This is a genomic window from Serratia sp. CY47280 (assembly GCF_052168655.1).
Classification (GTDB): domain Bacteria; phylum Pseudomonadota; class Gammaproteobacteria; order Enterobacterales; family Enterobacteriaceae; genus Serratia; species Serratia bockelmannii.
Map to the genome: position 1 here is coordinate 878,438 of NZ_JBJNMG010000002.1, position 15,024 is coordinate 893,461.

A 15,024-nucleotide genomic window follows, 5' to 3' on the forward strand; every position below is an offset into this window, starting at 1 on the left:
TGTTGTCCTTTTGCATTAAAGCGGCTCCGGCATTATTCCGGAGCCGTTTCGTTTATCAGAATTGGAGAGTTTTGTTCACATGGTGGATTCCCTGACGTTACAACCGGTCGCCCTGGTCAATGGCACCGTCAACTTACCCGGCTCGAAGAGCGTTTCTAACCGCGCTTTGCTGCTGGCGGCGCTGGCGAAAGGCACGACCCGGCTGACTAACCTGCTGGACAGCGACGACGTGCGTCATATGCTGAACGCGTTGCAGGCGTTGGGTGTGAACTATCAACTTTCCGCCGATCGTACCGTGTGCGAAGTGACCGGCGTGGCCGGGCCGCTGGTGGCCGGCCAGCCGCTGGAACTGTTCCTCGGCAACGCCGGTACGGCGATGCGCCCATTGGCGGCGGCGCTGTGCCTCGGCGAAGGCGACGTGGTGTTGACCGGTGAACCGCGCATGAAAGAGCGCCCGATCGGCCATCTGGTGGACGCGTTGCGCCAGGGCGAGGCGCAGATTGATTATCTCGAGCAGACCGATTACCCGCCGATTCGCCTGCGCGGCGGCTTCCTGGGCGGCGACGTCACCGTTGACGGCAGCGTCTCCAGCCAGTTCCTGACCGCGTTGCTGATGACCGCGCCGCTGGCGCCGCAGGATACGCAGATCCACATCAAGGGCGAGTTGGTTTCCAAGCCGTACATCGACATCACGCTGCATCTGATGCGTACCTTCGGCGTATCGGTGAGCCACGACAACTACCGGGTGTTCCATATCCAAGGGCGCCAGACGTATATCGCGCCGGGCGATTATCTGGTTGAGGGCGACGCTTCTTCCGCCTCCTACTTCCTGGCGGCGGCGGCGATCAAAGGCGGCACCGTGCGCGTGACCGGCATCGGCCGCAAAAGCGTGCAGGGCGACACCAAGTTCGCCGATGCGCTGGAGAAAATGGGCGCGCGCATCACCTGGGGCGACGATTTCATCGAGTGCAGCCGCGGTGAACTGCACGGCATCGACATGGACATGAACCACATTCCGGACGCGGCGATGACTATCGCCACCGCGGCGTTGTTCGCCGAGGGGCCGACCACCATCCGCAATATCTACAACTGGCGGGTGAAGGAGACCGACCGTCTGGCGGCGATGGCCACCGAGCTGCGTAAAGTGGGGGCGGAAGTGGACGAGGGCGAAGACTACATTCACGTCGTGCCGCCGGCCAAACTGCAGTTTGCCGAGATCGGTACCTACAACGATCACCGCATGGCGATGTGCTTCTCGCTGGTGGCGCTGTCGGATACCCCGGTCACCATTCTCGATCCGAAATGCACCGCGAAAACCTTCCCGGATTATTTCGAGCAGTTGGCGCGCATCAGCCAGCCGGCGTAGTAACCCGTCAAATCGTTTATTTTAAGGCCCCTTTGTGGGCCTTTATCGTTTTTAACCTTCGGCGACCGGCGTTTCTTCTATACTTTTTCGCGGTTGTGCGCTTATTTTCAACAACCGGACAGTTCCAGGGTAACAGATTGCCGTAGGGCAGCGTATAATACGCCACCGTATTTGCCCCTGATTGGGCAGGTGGCAGAGCGCACGGGCTTCGAGTCGAAGCGCGCCGTGTCTCTGTGAGGTTTTCTACCTGAAGGAGAGAGAAATGACGGCTACAGCCCCGGTGATAACCGTTGATGGACCAAGTGGCGCAGGTAAAGGCACGCTGTGTAAAGCGTTGGCCGAGTCCCTTGGTTGGCGTTTGCTGGATTCCGGCGCGATCTATCGCGTGCTGGCGCTGGCGGCGTTGCATCATCAGGTGGATATCACTTCTGAGGAAGCGCTGGTTCCGCTGGCCGCACATCTCGATGTTCGCTTCGTTGCCCAGGACGGCAAGCTGCAGGTGATTTTGGAAGGTGAGGACGTCAGCAATGAGATCCGCACCGAAACCGTCGGCAACACCGCGTCGCAAGCGGCGGCGTTTCCTCGCGTGCGCGAGGCGTTGCTGCGCCGCCAGCGCGCATTCCGCGAAGCGCCCGGCCTGATTGCCGACGGTCGCGATATGGGCACGGTGGTGTTCCCGGACGCGCCGGTCAAGATTTTCCTCGACGCCAGCTCGGAGGAGCGCGCACACCGCCGCATGCTGCAGTTGCAGGAAAAGGGCTTTAATGTTAACTTTGAACGTCTTTTAGCCGAGATAAAGGAACGGGACGACCGTGACCGTAATCGGCCTATCGCGCCTCTGGTGCCTGCTTCTGACGCCCTCGTGCTGGATTCTACCAGCATGTCGATCGAAGAAGTGATCCAGCAGGCGTTGACGTATGCACAGAAAGTGTTGGCGTTGCCGCAGCAATAAGCGCGGCGGCGCTATTGGCTTTTTGTCATATTTGTCATAGCGGTATCGCAATATATCGGGTAAAATTTTACCCCTGTAACCTTAAACCCTGTCGGCATGGAGCCAATGGCGGGGTATGTGAAACAACCCCATTCGGCGGGACGCTAAATGGACGTTAAACTAAAGAACCCTGAAGATTAACAACATGACTGAATCTTTCGCTCAACTCTTTGAAGAATCCTTAAAAGAAATCGAAACCCGCCCGGGTTCCATCGTTCGTGGCGTCGTTGTTGCTATCGACAAAGATATCGTACTGGTTGACGCCGGTCTGAAATCTGAGTCTGCCATCCCGGCTGAGCAATTCAAAAACGCCCAGGGCGAGCTGGAAATCCAGGTTGGTGACGAAGTTGACGTTGCTCTGGATGCTGTTGAAGACGGCTTCGGTGAAACCCTGCTGTCCCGTGAGAAAGCTAAGCGTCACGAAGCTTGGATCACGCTGGAAAAAGCCTACGAAGAAGCTGAGACTGTAACCGGTGTTATCAACGGCAAAGTGAAGGGTGGCTTCACCGTCGAGCTGAACGGCATCCGCGCGTTCCTGCCAGGTTCCCTGGTTGACGTGCGTCCGGTACGTGACACTCTGCACCTGGAAGGCAAAGAGCTTGAGTTCAAAGTCATCAAGCTGGATCAGAAGCGCAACAACGTTGTCGTTTCTCGCCGTGCGGTTATCGAATCCGAGAACAGCGCTGAGCGCGATCAACTGCTGGAAAACCTGCAGGAAGGCATGGAAGTCAAAGGTATCGTTAAGAACCTCACTGACTACGGTGCATTCGTTGATCTGGGCGGCGTAGACGGCCTGCTGCACATCACTGACATGGCTTGGAAACGCGTTAAGCACCCAAGCGAAATCGTCAACGTTGGCGATGAAATAACTGTTAAAGTGCTGAAGTTCGACCGCGAGCGTACTCGTGTCTCCCTGGGCCTGAAACAGCTGGGCGAAGATCCATGGGTTGCTATCGCGAAACGTTACCCAGAAGGCACCAAGCTGACTGGTCGTGTAACCAACCTGACTGATTACGGCTGCTTCGTAGAAATCGAAGAAGGCGTTGAAGGTCTGGTACACGTTTCTGAAATGGATTGGACCAACAAAAACATCCATCCGTCCAAAGTTGTTAACGTGGGCGACGTAGTGGAAGTGATGGTTCTGGACATCGATGAAGAACGTCGTCGTATCTCCCTGGGCCTGAAGCAGTGCAAATCCAACCCATGGCAGCAGTTCGCAGAGACCCACAACAAGGGCGACCGCGTTGAAGGTAAAATCAAGTCTATCACTGACTTCGGTATCTTCATCGGCCTGGACGGCGGCATCGACGGCCTGGTTCACCTGTCTGACATCTCCTGGAACGTTGCAGGCGAAGAAGCAGTACGTGAATACAAGAAAGGCGACGAAATCGCTGCGGTTGTTCTGCAAGTTGACGCAGAGCGCGAGCGTATCTCCCTGGGCGTGAAGCAGCTGGCTGAAGACCCGTTCAATAACTACCTGTCTATGAACAAGAAAGGTGCTATTGTTACTGGTAAAGTCACTGCAGTTGACGCCAAAGGTGCTACAGTTGAATTGGCAGGCGGCGTAGAAGGTTACCTGCGTGCATCTGAAGCCTCTCGCGACCGCATTGAAGATGCAACTCTGGTTCTGAACGTAGGTGACGAAGTTGAAGCTAAATTCACCGGCGTTGACCGTAAGAACCGCGTTGTAAGCCTGTCCGTACGTGCTAAGGACGAAGCTGACGAGAAAGACGCCATCGCAACTGTTAACAACAAACAGGAAGAAGGCAACTTCTCTAACGCAATGGCTGAAGCTTTCAAAGCGGCTAAAGGCGAGTAATGACGGGGGGCGGTTTCTGACCGCCCCGATACGGTAGTTTAGCTGCAAAGCTTGGAGGTACTATGACCAAGTCTGAACTTATTGAAAGACTTGCTGGCCAGCAATCTCATATTCCGGCGAAGGCCGTTGAGGATGCAGTGAAAGAGATGCTTGAGCACATGGCCGCAACGCTGGCCGAGGGCGAACGCATTGAGATCCGCGGATTCGGCAGTTTTTCTCTTCACTACCGTGCCCCGCGTGTAGGCCGCAACCCGAAAACCGGTGACAAAGTTGAGCTGGACGGCAAGTACGTTCCTCACTTCAAACCTGGCAAAGAGTTGCGTGACCGCGCCAATATCTATGGCTAGTCGCTGACTGCTCATAGCGTTGTTGCTTGTAAAGAATATAAAACGGTGCCTTTAAGGCGCCGTTTTTTTTCGCCTGCGGTTCTCCCTGCTCCGCTTAGGAATTGCGCACCGCGCCGCATTTACGATGTGGCTCCTGCATAGATCTCTCTTATCCTGCCATGTTCACCGCATCTTCATTAAAGCCCGCTGGCGACGACATGCCGCTTGAATCATCCTGTTTGCCTGCCGTAACGCGCTTGCGTTCGTGGCGGGTACGATGGGAGAAGAGCGATCAAAATTTCGCTGGATCTGGCGATATTCGCCGTTATCTGCGGCATCCTGCCGCTGCTGGTTTTACCTCAGTTGCCTGAGCAATGGCAGCTGTGGCCGATGTTGCTTGTTGCCGGTTTACTGCTGCGCATTCGTTGGCCGTTCTGCCGTTATTTGGCCTGCCTGGGGTTGGGGTTCACTTGGGCGGTTTTCAACGCCGGAAGCCTGATTGGGCAAATGGAGCGCTTAAGCCGCGGATCGGAAGTGACGGCGGTGGTGCAGGTTAGCAGCATCGCGCTGAAGCCCGCCGCCAGTAAACAGACGTTGATGCGCATCGAGCGTGTCAACGGCCATTGGTTGGCGCCTGCGCTGGCGTTTACCACGACGTGGGCCCCAGAACAGCAGCAGCTGTGCGCTGGGCAGCGTTGGCAATTGAAACTGCGTTTGCGGCCGGTACATGGCAAACTCAATGAAGGCGGCTTCGACAGCCAACGGTGGGCGATCGCACAACGCCAGCCGTTGACTGGGCAAGTCAGGCAGGCTCGTTTGCTGGATGGCGATTGCGGCCTACGCCAGCGCATAATCAGCCATGCGGAAACCAATATCGGCGAGCTGCGTTACAAGGCTGTATTGCTGGCGTTGGCATTTGGGGAGCGAACCGCGCTGGAGCAGGCTTTGCGCATGCTGATGTTGAAAACCGGCATCGCACACTTGATGGCGATCTCAGGGTTGCATGTGGCGATGGTCGCCATCTTGTTCTGGGTTACATTGCGTGCGCTGCAGCTTTTTCTTCCTTCTCATCTAATTGGCTATCGCTTTCCGCTGGTCGCGGGCTGGGTGGCGACGCTGATCTATGTCTGGTTGGTAGGCGCCCAGCCGCCGGCGGTGCGCACCGCGTTGGCGATGACGCTGTGGATGCTGCTGCGCTTGCGCGGCGTCCATTGTTCTTCTTGGCAAGTGTGGCTGTGGTGTGTCGGGCTTATTTTACTGTGCGATCCGCTGGCGGTCTTGTCAGACAGTTTCTGGCTGTCGGTACTGGCGGTGGGGTGCCTGATTTTTTGGTTCGAATGGGCACCGCTCGGCGAGCGATTCCGATCGGCCTGGTATTGGGCACCGGTGCGTTGGCTGCATATTCAGCTCGGTATGACGTTGCTGCTGGTGCCGATGCAGGCCGCGCTGTTTCTGGGCCTGACGCTGACCTCGCTGCCGGCCAATTTGTGGGCGGTACCGATTGTCTCATTGGTGACGGTGCCGCTGATTTTGCTGGCGGTGATGTTCGGTTTCTTCCCTTCGTTAAGCTACGGACTATGGTGGCTGGCGGACTTCACGCTGCAGTGGGTATTTGTACCTCTGAATTACCTGCAACGTGGTTGGGTGGATTTGGGGGCGGCTTCGCTGTTGGCCAGCGCGGCGGGATGGCTCATCGTCGTCTGTTGGCGCTTTCATTGGTGGTGGCGTTATGCGTCGGGACTGGCGACGATAGCGATATGCTGCGTGCTGTGGCGGGAAAAAGAACCGACTTACCGCTGGCGAGTCGATATGCTTGATGTCGGGCACGGTTTGGCGGTGGTCATTGAACAAAACGGTAAGGGAGTACTGTATGATACCGGCGATCGTTGGCCGGGTGGCAGTGCCGCCGAGCGCCATATTTTGCCGATGCTGAACTGGCGGAGCATTGAACTGGAACAGATCATTATCAGCCATGCTCATCTCGATCATATCGGCGGGCTGCCGACGGTACAGAGTGCGTTTCCACAGGCGACGGTGCGCAGCCCGATACGCGGGGAGGGGCATTTGCCCTGCGTCGCCGGTGAGCGTTGGCGCTGGCAGTCGTTGCAATTCGAAGTGCTGTGGCCACCGAAAACGCTCAAAAGGCCGGGCAATGACGACTCCTGCGTGATCCGTATCGACGACGGGAAATACAGTCTGCTGCTCACCGGCGACGCCGAAAAGAAAGCAGAGGCGCAGCTGATTCGATTGCGGCGCGACCGTTTAGCCGCCACGGTATTGCAGGTGGGGCATCATGGCAGCAGAACCTCTTCGACGCCGCCGTTTCTGCGCGCGGTCAATCCTGAGGCGGCATTGGCGTCAGCATCACGTTACAACAAGTGGCGATTACCGGCGCGTAAAGTGGTCGCCAGATACCGGGCAAATGGCATTACATGGCGCGATACGACACGCTCTGGTCAGTTATCGGTACTTTTTTTCGACAACGATTGGCAAATTAAAGGCTTTCGCGAACAATTAATGCCCCGTTGGTACCATCAGCGGTTTGGCGTAGAGGGTGATAATGAGTAAAATAGGCCGCTATTTCTTCCGATGCTGGTATTTGCATGATGAATGATAAAGATCTCTCGACCTGGCAGACATTCCGTCGACTCTGGCCGATGATCACTCCTTTTAAGACCGGGCTGATTGTGGCCGCCATTGCGTTGATTATGAACGCAGCGGGTGACACGCTGATGCTGTCTCTGCTTAAACCGCTATTGGACGATGGGTTTGGAAAAACCGACAGCAGCGTGCTGGTGTGGATGCCGTTGGCGGTCATTGCGCTGATGCTGATGCGCGGCGTGACCAGCTTTGTTTCAAGCTACTGCATTTCCTGGGTTTCCGGCATGGTGGTGATGCAGATGCGCCGCCGCCTGTTTGGCCATATGATGAGAATGCCGGTGGCCTTCTTCGATCAGCAGTCCACCGGGACTTTGCTGTCGCGCATTACCTATGATTCCGAGCAGGTAGCTTCCTCCTCGTCCAGCGCGCTGGTGACCGTGGTGCGTGAAGGGGCTTCGATCATTGGCCTGTTCATCATGATGTTCTACTACAGCTGGCAGCTGTCGGTGATCCTGATCGTGCTGGCGCCGATCGTCTCCATCGCTATTCGCCTGGTCTCCAAGCGTTTCCGCAACATCAGCAAGAACATGCAGAACACGATGGGGCAGGTGACCACCAGCGCCGAACAGATGCTGAAAGGCCATAAAGAAGTGCTGATCTTCGGTGGCCAGCAGGTGGAAACCGAGCGCTTCAACTCGGTCAGCAACCGCATGCGTCAACAGGGCATGAAACTGGTTTCCGCGTCTTCGATTTCCGATCCGATCATTCAGCTGATCGCTTCGCTGGCGCTGGCGTTTGTGCTGTTTGCCGCCAGCTTCCCAAGCGTGATGGCGACCCTGACCGCCGGTACCATTACCGTGGTGTTCTCATCGATGATCGCGCTGATGCGCCCGCTGAAGTCGCTGACCAACGTCAATGCCCAGTTCCAACGCGGGATGGCGGCATGCCAGACGCTGTTCTCCATTTTGGATATGGAACAGGAAAAAGACACCGGCACCCGCGAAGTGAAGCGTGCGAAAGGCGATATCGAATTCCGTAACGTCACTTTCTACTACCCATCCAAGGAAACGCCGGCGCTGCGTGATATCAACCTGAAAATCGCCGAAGGCAAGACCGTCGCCTTGGTGGGCCGTTCCGGTTCGGGTAAATCCACCATCGCCAACCTGTTGACGCGTTTTTACGATATCCAAGAAGGCGAAATCCTGATGGATGGCCACGATTTGCGCGAATATACCCTGGCCTCGCTGCGCAATCAGGTAGCGCTGGTCTCGCAAAACGTGCACCTGTTCAACGACACCATCGCCAACAACATTGCCTATGCACGCGAGAGTGAATACAGCCGCGAGCAGATTGAGAAAGCGGCCGAAATGGCGTACGCAATGGACTTCATCAACAAGATGGAGAACGGCCTGGATACGGTGATCGGTGAGAACGGCGTGATGCTGTCCGGTGGCCAACGCCAGCGTATCGCCATCGCGCGCGCGCTGCTGCGTGACTGCCCGATCCTTATCCTGGATGAGGCGACCTCTGCGCTGGATACCGAGTCCGAGCGGGCCATTCAGGCTGCGCTGGACGAGTTGCAGAAAGACCGTACTTCATTAGTGATCGCGCACCGCCTGTCGACGATTGAGAAGGCGGATGAGATCCTAGTGGTGGAAGATGGTCGCATCGTCGAACGCGGCGAACACACCGAGTTGCTTGAGCGGCAGGGCGCCTATGCGCAGCTGCACCGTATGCAGTTTGGTCAATAATGATTGAGCGCATCTGGTCCGGCGGTTCGTTGCTTTATCTGGCGCTATTGCCACTCTCGTGGCTGTATGGCCTGCTCAGTTGGCTGATCCGCCTCAGTTACCGCTGCGGCTTGCGTAAAAGTTGGCGTTCGCCGGTGCCGGTGGTGGTGGTGGGTAATCTCACCGCCGGCGGCAACGGCAAAACGCCGATGGTGATCTGGCTGGTGGAACACCTGCAGCAGCGGGGCTACCGCGTTGGGGTGGTGTCGCGCGGCTACGGCGGCAAGTCGGCGGTCTATCCTCTGGTGCTGGGTCAGAATACATCGACCCGCGAGGCGGGGGATGAGCCGGTGCTGATTTATCAGCGTACCGGGGCGCCCGTGGCGATCGCGCCCAAGCGCGCCGAGGCGGTGCAGGCTCTGCTGCAACAACAGCCGCTGGATGTGATCATCACCGACGACGGCTTGCAGCACTACGCTTTACAGCGTGACTTCGAGCTGGTGGTCATCGACGGTGTGCGTCGGTTCGGTAACGGCTGGTGGTTGCCGGCCGGGCCGATGCGCGAGCGCGCTGCGCGGCTTGGCAGCGTCGATGCGCGCGTCGCCAATGGCGGCGTGGCGCAGGCCGGGGAAATTGCCATGCGTCTGCAGGCGCGTGACGCAGTGAACCTGCTAAGCGGTGAACGTCGCCCGGCGGCCGAGCTGCCGCGCGTGGTGGCGATGGCGGGTATCGGCCATCCGCCGCGTTTCTTCGCGACGTTGGAAAAGCTGAACGTCGAGGTGGTGCAGGAAGTGGCGTTTGCCGATCATCAGGAATATCAGCAGGCGCAGCTGGCGGCGTTGGTTACCGCAGAGCAAACGCTGCTGATGACGGAGAAGGACGCGGTAAAATGCCGCGCCTTTGCCCAGCCTAATTGGTGGTATTTACCGGTTGATGCGGTGCTACCTTCCGCTCAGGCTGAGCAACTGCTGCAGGATATCGAATCTCTACTGGCTAAGTAACCTCAGGACGCCAGCGTGACAAGCCCCAGGGCTTGCGCGCAGGCTTCCAGCGAACGCTGCTGGGTTTGTTGATACAGCGCCAGCTCGTCGATCACCTCACTGCCCAACGCTTGTTCAAACGCTGCCCGGCTGGAAGCGGCGTTGTACTGCGCGTGGCGGCTGTCCCCCAGATTCGACTGGAAAATCCCCGCCGCGCTGACCGGCAGAAAATCTTCATACACCAGTGGCTGGAAGCGAACGTGTTCTTTCTCGATCAGTTGCTCCAGGGTGCTGTGCTTATCCAGCGATTCTTTGGCCGCCAGGCCGCATTCGGTCGGGAAATAGCGGAACCAGGCCAGCTGTTGCTCGCGCAGCGTGGCGTAATCATCCGGAAACGCCCGGAAGTTTTCTTCCAGCAGCTGATAATAGCGTTCGGCATTTTTCTCGCTCGGCGGCGCCTGCAGCGCATCGTTGGTGGCCTGCAGAAGACGATCGTAAAGTTCGCGTCCTTTCGTCGTCAGCGCCACACCACGCTGTTCGATCTCGCCGAACCGCGCTGTGTGGTGACCGGCGATAGCGTGGCCGTCGCGCTCAACGAAATCGACGCGTTCTTCTAACGCCTTGAAGCTGGTCTGGCGCAGCAGGATCGCGCGACGGCGGCGCGGCGGGCCCTCGATGACCGCTTTGGGCGTAATACCGCGGGCGGGCATCGCCTGTTGAACGCGATCGATATCCAGCGTGCGCGGTGTCAGATGATTGATATGCGGCCCTTTAAACGCCACCACGTCGGCGATCAGTCGATGCTGATCGTGTAGCTGCCGGTATTCTTCTGCGCTGACCGTCGCCTGGTTGTGCCAGCGGAAGGTTTCCAGCGCTTGTTCGACAAATTCTTGCGCCTGCACCTCATTCAGCCCGCCTTGCGCTTCCTGCAACGCGATCAGTTCCAACGCGCGATCGGTAAAGATACGGCGGCGCGCCAGCAAGCGTTCGGCCAGCTCACGCAGCGCGGGATCTTCTATCAGCTCCAGGCGAAGCAAGGAGGTAAATACGCGGAACGGACTGACCTGCAGCGCGTCTTCGTGTACGGCGCGAAAGGCGGTCGAGTGCACGGGAACGCCCGCCACAGACAGATCATAGTAACCGACCGGCGCCATGCCCATCACCCGGAACAGACGGCGCAGGGTGGCCAGTTCGCCAGCAGTGCCGACCCGGATCGCGCCGTGGCGCTCCATCGCGAGGCGTTCGATCTCGCCGGTGATTTGCAGTTGATGAGCCAGTGCGGCATCTTCGCGCAGAACCTGTCGGTTGGTTTCCGCCACCAGCTCCAGCAGATCGCCGTACAGCGGTACCTCCTTTTGGTACATGTCCGACATCGCGTGAGAGAATCTGGCGCGGATTTCATTAGGTGAAACGAACTGCTGGGCGGTCATGCGCATAGCTCCTTGATTCAGCATAATCTGAAAAATCGTGTTTTTAGCGGCAAAAGTGCTGGCGAAAAAGCCGTCTGCCTTGTTTTCCCCTCAAGTTTAGCCATCTGATTTGGGATTTGTTATAGACGTGGCAAGCATATTAGAGTTTTATGCGTTAGCTCTCATTTGTAGCGCACGGACGGGCAAACGATGCCCCGGTGAGGAGAAGAACGCGGTGGATCGGCCGCGGCGAGCGTTAAATTAAGTCATGTATATTCATGGGGATAAAAATAAATTCGGCGTATTTATGAATTAAAGGCAATAAACCTCTTGTGCATTCATCATTTTTATGAGTAAATGCAAGTCGGCCTGTAATCCAGACCTATTTATGTTCGAGTTTAGAGTTAAGCAGTTCCTCCAAAAACGTTATCATCCGATTCCGCTTCAAAGACGAACCTTCTAAGTACCTCCCATAAGTAATGTTTCTGACATGGTCACAATTGCCTCTTATGGCAGGTTTTGTAAATATATTTAAAGGTAAAAGTAATGTCTAAGAAGACGGGTCAAGTTAAGTGGTTCAACGAAAGCAAAGGTTTTGGTTTCATTGAGCAGCACGACGGCGGCAAAGATGTATTCGTACACTTCTCCGCTATCATGACCGACGGTTTCAAGACCCTGGCTGAAGGCCAGCGCGTCGAGTACACCATCCAGGACAGTCCGCGCGGGCCGGCTGCCGCTAACGTAGTTGCTCTGTAAGAAGACAGGGAACGCGTATAAGAGATCTTAATACAACCATGGTGATGCCTCAGCGCTGAATCATGCGGAAGATATTAAGTTCAACAAGCCCGCCTTCGTGCGGGTTTTTTAATTTTTTGCTCACGAGAGGTTTGTTACGAAAAACTTTAGGATGGGCTGGTAGCGTCCAGACAATATAAAAAATGACGTTGTCAAGGATGCTCAAGTAAAAGGATATAAGTTATGTTTAAAAATACTGTGTTAAAAATGGGCCGTGTGAAATGGTTTAATCAGGCCGAAGGCTATGGTTTTATTTCACCGGTAGATGGCAGCGACGAAATCTATGTCAATCGCAACGCTATCGCCAACACCAAAAATAAGTCGTTGAACGAAGGTCAGAACGTTGAGTTCTCGATCTATCGCAGCTCGCATGGGCTGTCCGCGGCAGACGTTATCGCGTTCTGATCGCACCCACCTTCCTCGCCAGTGCCGGTGTCGCCACCCGCAAGCACTGGCGAAGATAAATCCCGCGATATCCACTATTATCAGGCCATTGCCTACTCGCCACGGATATCAGGATGACCATCCCGACCCTTTCCCTTACCGCCGCTCGCGCGCTGCACCTTGCCGCCCAGGGGCTGCTTTCTCCGCTTAAACGCCAGGCTCGGCCCGATGACGTCTTGAGTGCGATCCAGCGCATGGGGTTGTTACAAATCGATACCATTAGCGTCGTTGCTCGCAGCCCGTATCTGGTGCTGTTCAGCCGTTTGGGAGCCTATCAGCCGGAGTGGCTTGAGCAGGCGCTTGCCGGCCGCAAGCTGTTCGAGTATTGGGCGCATGAGGCCTGTTTCCTGCCGATCGAAGATTTTGGCCTGCTGCGCCACCGCATGCTGGCGCCGCATGATATGGGCTGGAAATACTCCGCCGACTGGGTGCAGCAGCACCAGGCCGCGATGGACAACCTGCTGCGGCACATCGAACAACAGGGGCCGGTGCGCTCCGCCGATTTCAGCGCCGAGAAGAAGGGCAACAGCGGGTGGTGGGACTGGAAACCGGAGAAACGTCATCTGGAAATTCTGTTTACCGCCGGCAAGCTGATGGTGGCCGAACGTCGCAACTTCCACCGGGTTTACGATCTGACCGAAAGGCTGCTGCCGGCCTGGGACGATGTGCGCCATACGCTGCCTGTGGAGCAGGCGCGCCGGCAGATGCTGTGCCGCACCTGCCGCTATCTGGGCATTTTCCGCGCCGAGTGGTTGGCGGATTACTATCGGCTGAAGCGCGTGGCGCCAAAAGCCTTGCTGGCAGCGCTGCAGGAACAGGGCGAGATTACGCCGGTGCAGGTAGAGGGGCTGGAAGGACAATTCTATGTGCATGAATCACTGGCGGAATTGCTGCCGCTGGCGGAGCAGGGCAAACTCAAATCGACGGTCACCAGCCTGCTTTCGCCTTTTGATCCGGTGGTGTGGGATCGCCGTCGGGCGCTCGAGCTGTTCAACTTTGACTATCGGCTAGAGTGTTACACGCCGAAAGAAAAACGTCGCTATGGCTACTTCACCTTGCCGGTGCTGCATCGCGGCGAGCTGGTGGGGCGGATTGACGCCAAGGCGCACCGTCGCCAGGGCATCTTCGAGATCATCAGCTTCCATGCGGAACCGCAGGTGCGCTTCGGCAAACAGAGAACGCAAGATATCCGACAGGCCATCGCGCGCACGGCCAAATGGCACGGTGCACAACGCGTCGCGCTGGGCGACATTCCGGCGGTGTTGGCCGCTGAATGGGGTGCCGGCTGGGAAGTGGGATAACGAGCGACGCCGTCGGTGGGGTAAAACGAAGTTAAGCGTCGCTCGTTACAAAGGGGCTCAGTGGCTGAAGTTAGCGAACAGAGCGATGATTTTATGCAGACGTTTGATCACGTATTACTACCTTTTTGTGATTTGTATCACAAAATTCTACGCCGGGATGCGCCGCAGTTCAAGCTGTTGCGCCGGCGCGGTGAGGAAATATCGGCGGGTTGGTGCCGCCGATGATTAACCTGAGGCCGGGCGTTATGCTATCCTCACTGCCTTTCCCAGATGACCAATCCCCTTGCGGAGGATGCATGGACCACCGTTTACTCGAAATCGTTGCCTGCCCGGTATGCAACGGCAAACTCTATTTCAATAAAGAAAACCAGGAGCTGGTGTGCAAAGCGGACGGGTTGGCTTACCCGCTGCGCGACGGCATCCCGGTGCTGTTGGAAAATGAAGCGCGTGCACTGTCGCTGGACGAGAAGCACGCATGAGTTTTATCGCTATTATTCCCGCCCGCTACGCCTCAACCCGTTTGCCGGGCAAACCGCTGGCCGATATTCACGGTAAGCCGATGGTGGTGCACGTGATGGAGCGTGCCCGTGAGTCCGGCGCCAGCCGCGTCATCGTGGCGACCGATCACCTTGAGGTCGCCAAAGCGGTGGAAGCCGCCGGCGGCGAAGTGTGCATGACCAGCCCGGATCACCATTCCGGCACCGAGCGTCTGGCGGAAGTGATCGCGCACTACGGCTTTGCCGACGACCAGATCATCGTTAACGTGCAGGGCGACGAACCGCTGATCCCACCGGTGATCGTGCGTCAGGTCGCAGAGAATCTGGCGGGCAGCCAGGCCGGCATGGCGACGTTGGCAGTGCCGATCGAGAGCGCGGAAGAGGCTTTCAACCCCAACGCGGTGAAGGTCGTAATGGACGCACAGGGCTACGCACTCTATTTCTCACGCGCCACCATTCCGTGGGATCGCGAACGTTTCGCTGCGTCGAAAGAGAGCATCGGCGACAGCCTGCTGCGTCACATCGGCATCTATGCGTACCGTGCCGGTTTCGTGCGCCGCTACGTCAGCTGGGCGCCGAGCCAACTGGAACAGATCGAGCTGTTGGAACAGCTGCGCGTGCTGTGGTACGGTGAAAAAATCCACGTGGCGGTCGCGAAAGCGATCCCGAGCGTGGGGGTCGATACGCCGGAAGATCTCCAGCGCGTGCGCGACAGCATTCAACCCTGAGCCTGATTTCGTCGGCGCGGCGCGCAACGCGCCGACG

13 protein-coding genes are annotated in these 15,024 nt (G+C 57.3%); 12 read left to right on the forward strand and 1 reads right to left on the reverse strand.

Annotated elements, in window-relative coordinates; translation table 11 throughout:
- Positions 1-79: 79 nt before the first annotated feature.
- The 7 genes from aroA to lpxK all read left to right on the forward strand — a co-directional run bounded on the left by aroA (position 80) and on the right by lpxK (position 9,834).
- Positions 80-1,366 (forward strand): 3-phosphoshikimate 1-carboxyvinyltransferase, encoded by a 1,287-nt coding sequence (gene aroA / locus ACJ8J4_RS13700; RefSeq protein WP_197835379.1) that lies wholly within the window; start codon positions 80-82, stop codon positions 1,364-1,366.
- A 262-nt stretch (positions 1,367-1,628) separates the two neighbouring features.
- Positions 1,629-2,318 (forward strand): (d)CMP kinase, encoded by a 690-nt coding sequence (gene cmk / locus ACJ8J4_RS13705; protein ID WP_028127992.1) that lies wholly within the window; start codon positions 1,629-1,631, stop codon positions 2,316-2,318.
- A gap of 184 nt (positions 2,319-2,502) precedes the next feature.
- Positions 2,503-4,176 (forward strand): 30S ribosomal protein S1, encoded by a 1,674-nt coding sequence (gene rpsA, locus ACJ8J4_RS13710; RefSeq protein ID WP_004928267.1) that lies wholly within the window; start codon positions 2,503-2,505, stop codon positions 4,174-4,176.
- A 62-nt stretch (positions 4,177-4,238) separates the two neighbouring features.
- Positions 4,239-4,523, forward strand: a complete 285-nt coding sequence (gene ihfB / locus ACJ8J4_RS13715) for an integration host factor subunit beta (protein WP_004928264.1) — start codon at positions 4,239-4,241, stop codon at positions 4,521-4,523.
- Between the two features lie 276 nt (positions 4,524-4,799).
- On the forward strand, positions 4,800-7,070 hold the full coding sequence (locus ACJ8J4_RS13720; protein WP_197835649.1) for a ComEC family protein: 2,271 nt from the start codon (positions 4,800-4,802) through the stop codon (positions 7,068-7,070).
- A gap of 35 nt (positions 7,071-7,105) precedes the next feature.
- A complete protein-coding gene (msbA, locus tag ACJ8J4_RS13725; protein ID WP_025302279.1) occupies positions 7,106-8,854 on the forward strand; it encodes a lipid A ABC transporter ATP-binding protein/permease MsbA in 1,749 nt (582 codons plus the stop codon).
- Positions 8,854-9,834 (forward strand): tetraacyldisaccharide 4'-kinase, encoded by a 981-nt coding sequence (gene lpxK, locus ACJ8J4_RS13730; protein WP_025302280.1) that lies wholly within the window; start codon positions 8,854-8,856, stop codon positions 9,832-9,834. The genes msbA and lpxK overlap by 1 nt, the downstream gene beginning before the upstream one ends.
- A 2-nt stretch (positions 9,835-9,836) precedes the next feature.
- Here lpxK and hglS read toward each other — a convergent pair whose 3' ends face one another.
- Complete coding sequence (hglS, locus tag ACJ8J4_RS13735; protein WP_197835380.1) at positions 9,837-11,243, reverse strand: 2-oxoadipate dioxygenase/decarboxylase HglS; 1,407 nt, start codon at positions 11,241-11,243, stop codon at positions 9,837-9,839.
- 525 nt (positions 11,244-11,768) lie between these two features.
- Here hglS and cspE point away from each other — a divergent pair.
- The 5 genes from cspE (at position 11,769) to kdsB (ending at position 14,987) form a co-directional block, all read left to right on the forward strand.
- Positions 11,769-11,978 (forward strand): transcription antiterminator/RNA stability regulator CspE, encoded by a 210-nt coding sequence (cspE, locus tag ACJ8J4_RS13740; RefSeq protein WP_004928244.1) that lies wholly within the window; start codon positions 11,769-11,771, stop codon positions 11,976-11,978.
- A 222-nt stretch (positions 11,979-12,200) separates the two neighbouring features.
- Entirely contained in the window at positions 12,201-12,422 is a 222-nt protein-coding gene (locus ACJ8J4_RS13745) for a cold-shock protein (RefSeq protein ID WP_004928241.1), read from the forward strand.
- A 113-nt stretch (positions 12,423-12,535) separates the two neighbouring features.
- The gene (locus ACJ8J4_RS13750; protein ID WP_197835382.1) at positions 12,536-13,762 is read left to right on the forward strand and encodes a winged helix-turn-helix domain-containing protein; all 1,227 of its coding nucleotides are present in this window, start codon (positions 12,536-12,538) and stop codon (positions 13,760-13,762) included.
- A gap of 296 nt (positions 13,763-14,058) precedes the next feature.
- Positions 14,059-14,241, forward strand: a complete 183-nt coding sequence (locus tag ACJ8J4_RS13755) for a Trm112 family protein (RefSeq protein WP_004928237.1) — start codon at positions 14,059-14,061, stop codon at positions 14,239-14,241.
- Positions 14,238-14,987 (forward strand): 3-deoxy-manno-octulosonate cytidylyltransferase, encoded by a 750-nt coding sequence (kdsB, locus tag ACJ8J4_RS13760; protein WP_025302283.1) that lies wholly within the window; start codon positions 14,238-14,240, stop codon positions 14,985-14,987. The genes ACJ8J4_RS13755 and kdsB overlap by 4 nt, the downstream gene beginning before the upstream one ends.
- Positions 14,988-15,024 lie beyond the last annotated feature (37 nt).

Bases quoted from the DNA above. Each gene is read 5' to 3' on its own strand.
- rpsA (WP_004928267.1), top strand. From the start codon at position 2,503: ATGACTGAATCTTTCGCTCAACTCTTTGAAGAATCCTTAAAAGAAATC.
- ihfB (WP_004928264.1), top strand. From the start codon at position 4,239: ATGACCAAGTCTGAACTTATTGAAAGACTTGCTGGCCAGCAATCTCAT.
- aroA (WP_197835379.1), top strand. From the start codon at position 80: ATGGTGGATTCCCTGACGTTACAACCGGTCGCCCTGGTCAATGGCACC.
- lpxK (WP_025302280.1), top strand. From the start codon at position 8,854: ATGATTGAGCGCATCTGGTCCGGCGGTTCGTTGCTTTATCTGGCGCTA.
- ACJ8J4_RS13750 (WP_197835382.1), top strand. From the start codon at position 12,536: ATGACCATCCCGACCCTTTCCCTTACCGCCGCTCGCGCGCTGCACCTT.
- msbA (WP_025302279.1), top strand. From the start codon at position 7,106: ATGATGAATGATAAAGATCTCTCGACCTGGCAGACATTCCGTCGACTC.
- cspE (WP_004928244.1), top strand. From the start codon at position 11,769: ATGTCTAAGAAGACGGGTCAAGTTAAGTGGTTCAACGAAAGCAAAGGT.
- kdsB (WP_025302283.1), top strand. From the start codon at position 14,238: ATGAGTTTTATCGCTATTATTCCCGCCCGCTACGCCTCAACCCGTTTG.
- ACJ8J4_RS13745 (WP_004928241.1), top strand. From the start codon at position 12,201: ATGTTTAAAAATACTGTGTTAAAAATGGGCCGTGTGAAATGGTTTAAT.
- ACJ8J4_RS13755 (WP_004928237.1), top strand. From the start codon at position 14,059: ATGGACCACCGTTTACTCGAAATCGTTGCCTGCCCGGTATGCAACGGC.
- cmk (WP_028127992.1), top strand. From the start codon at position 1,629: ATGACGGCTACAGCCCCGGTGATAACCGTTGATGGACCAAGTGGCGCA.
- hglS (WP_197835380.1), bottom strand. From the start codon at position 11,243: ATGACCGCCCAGCAGTTCGTTTCACCTAATGAAATCCGCGCCAGATTC.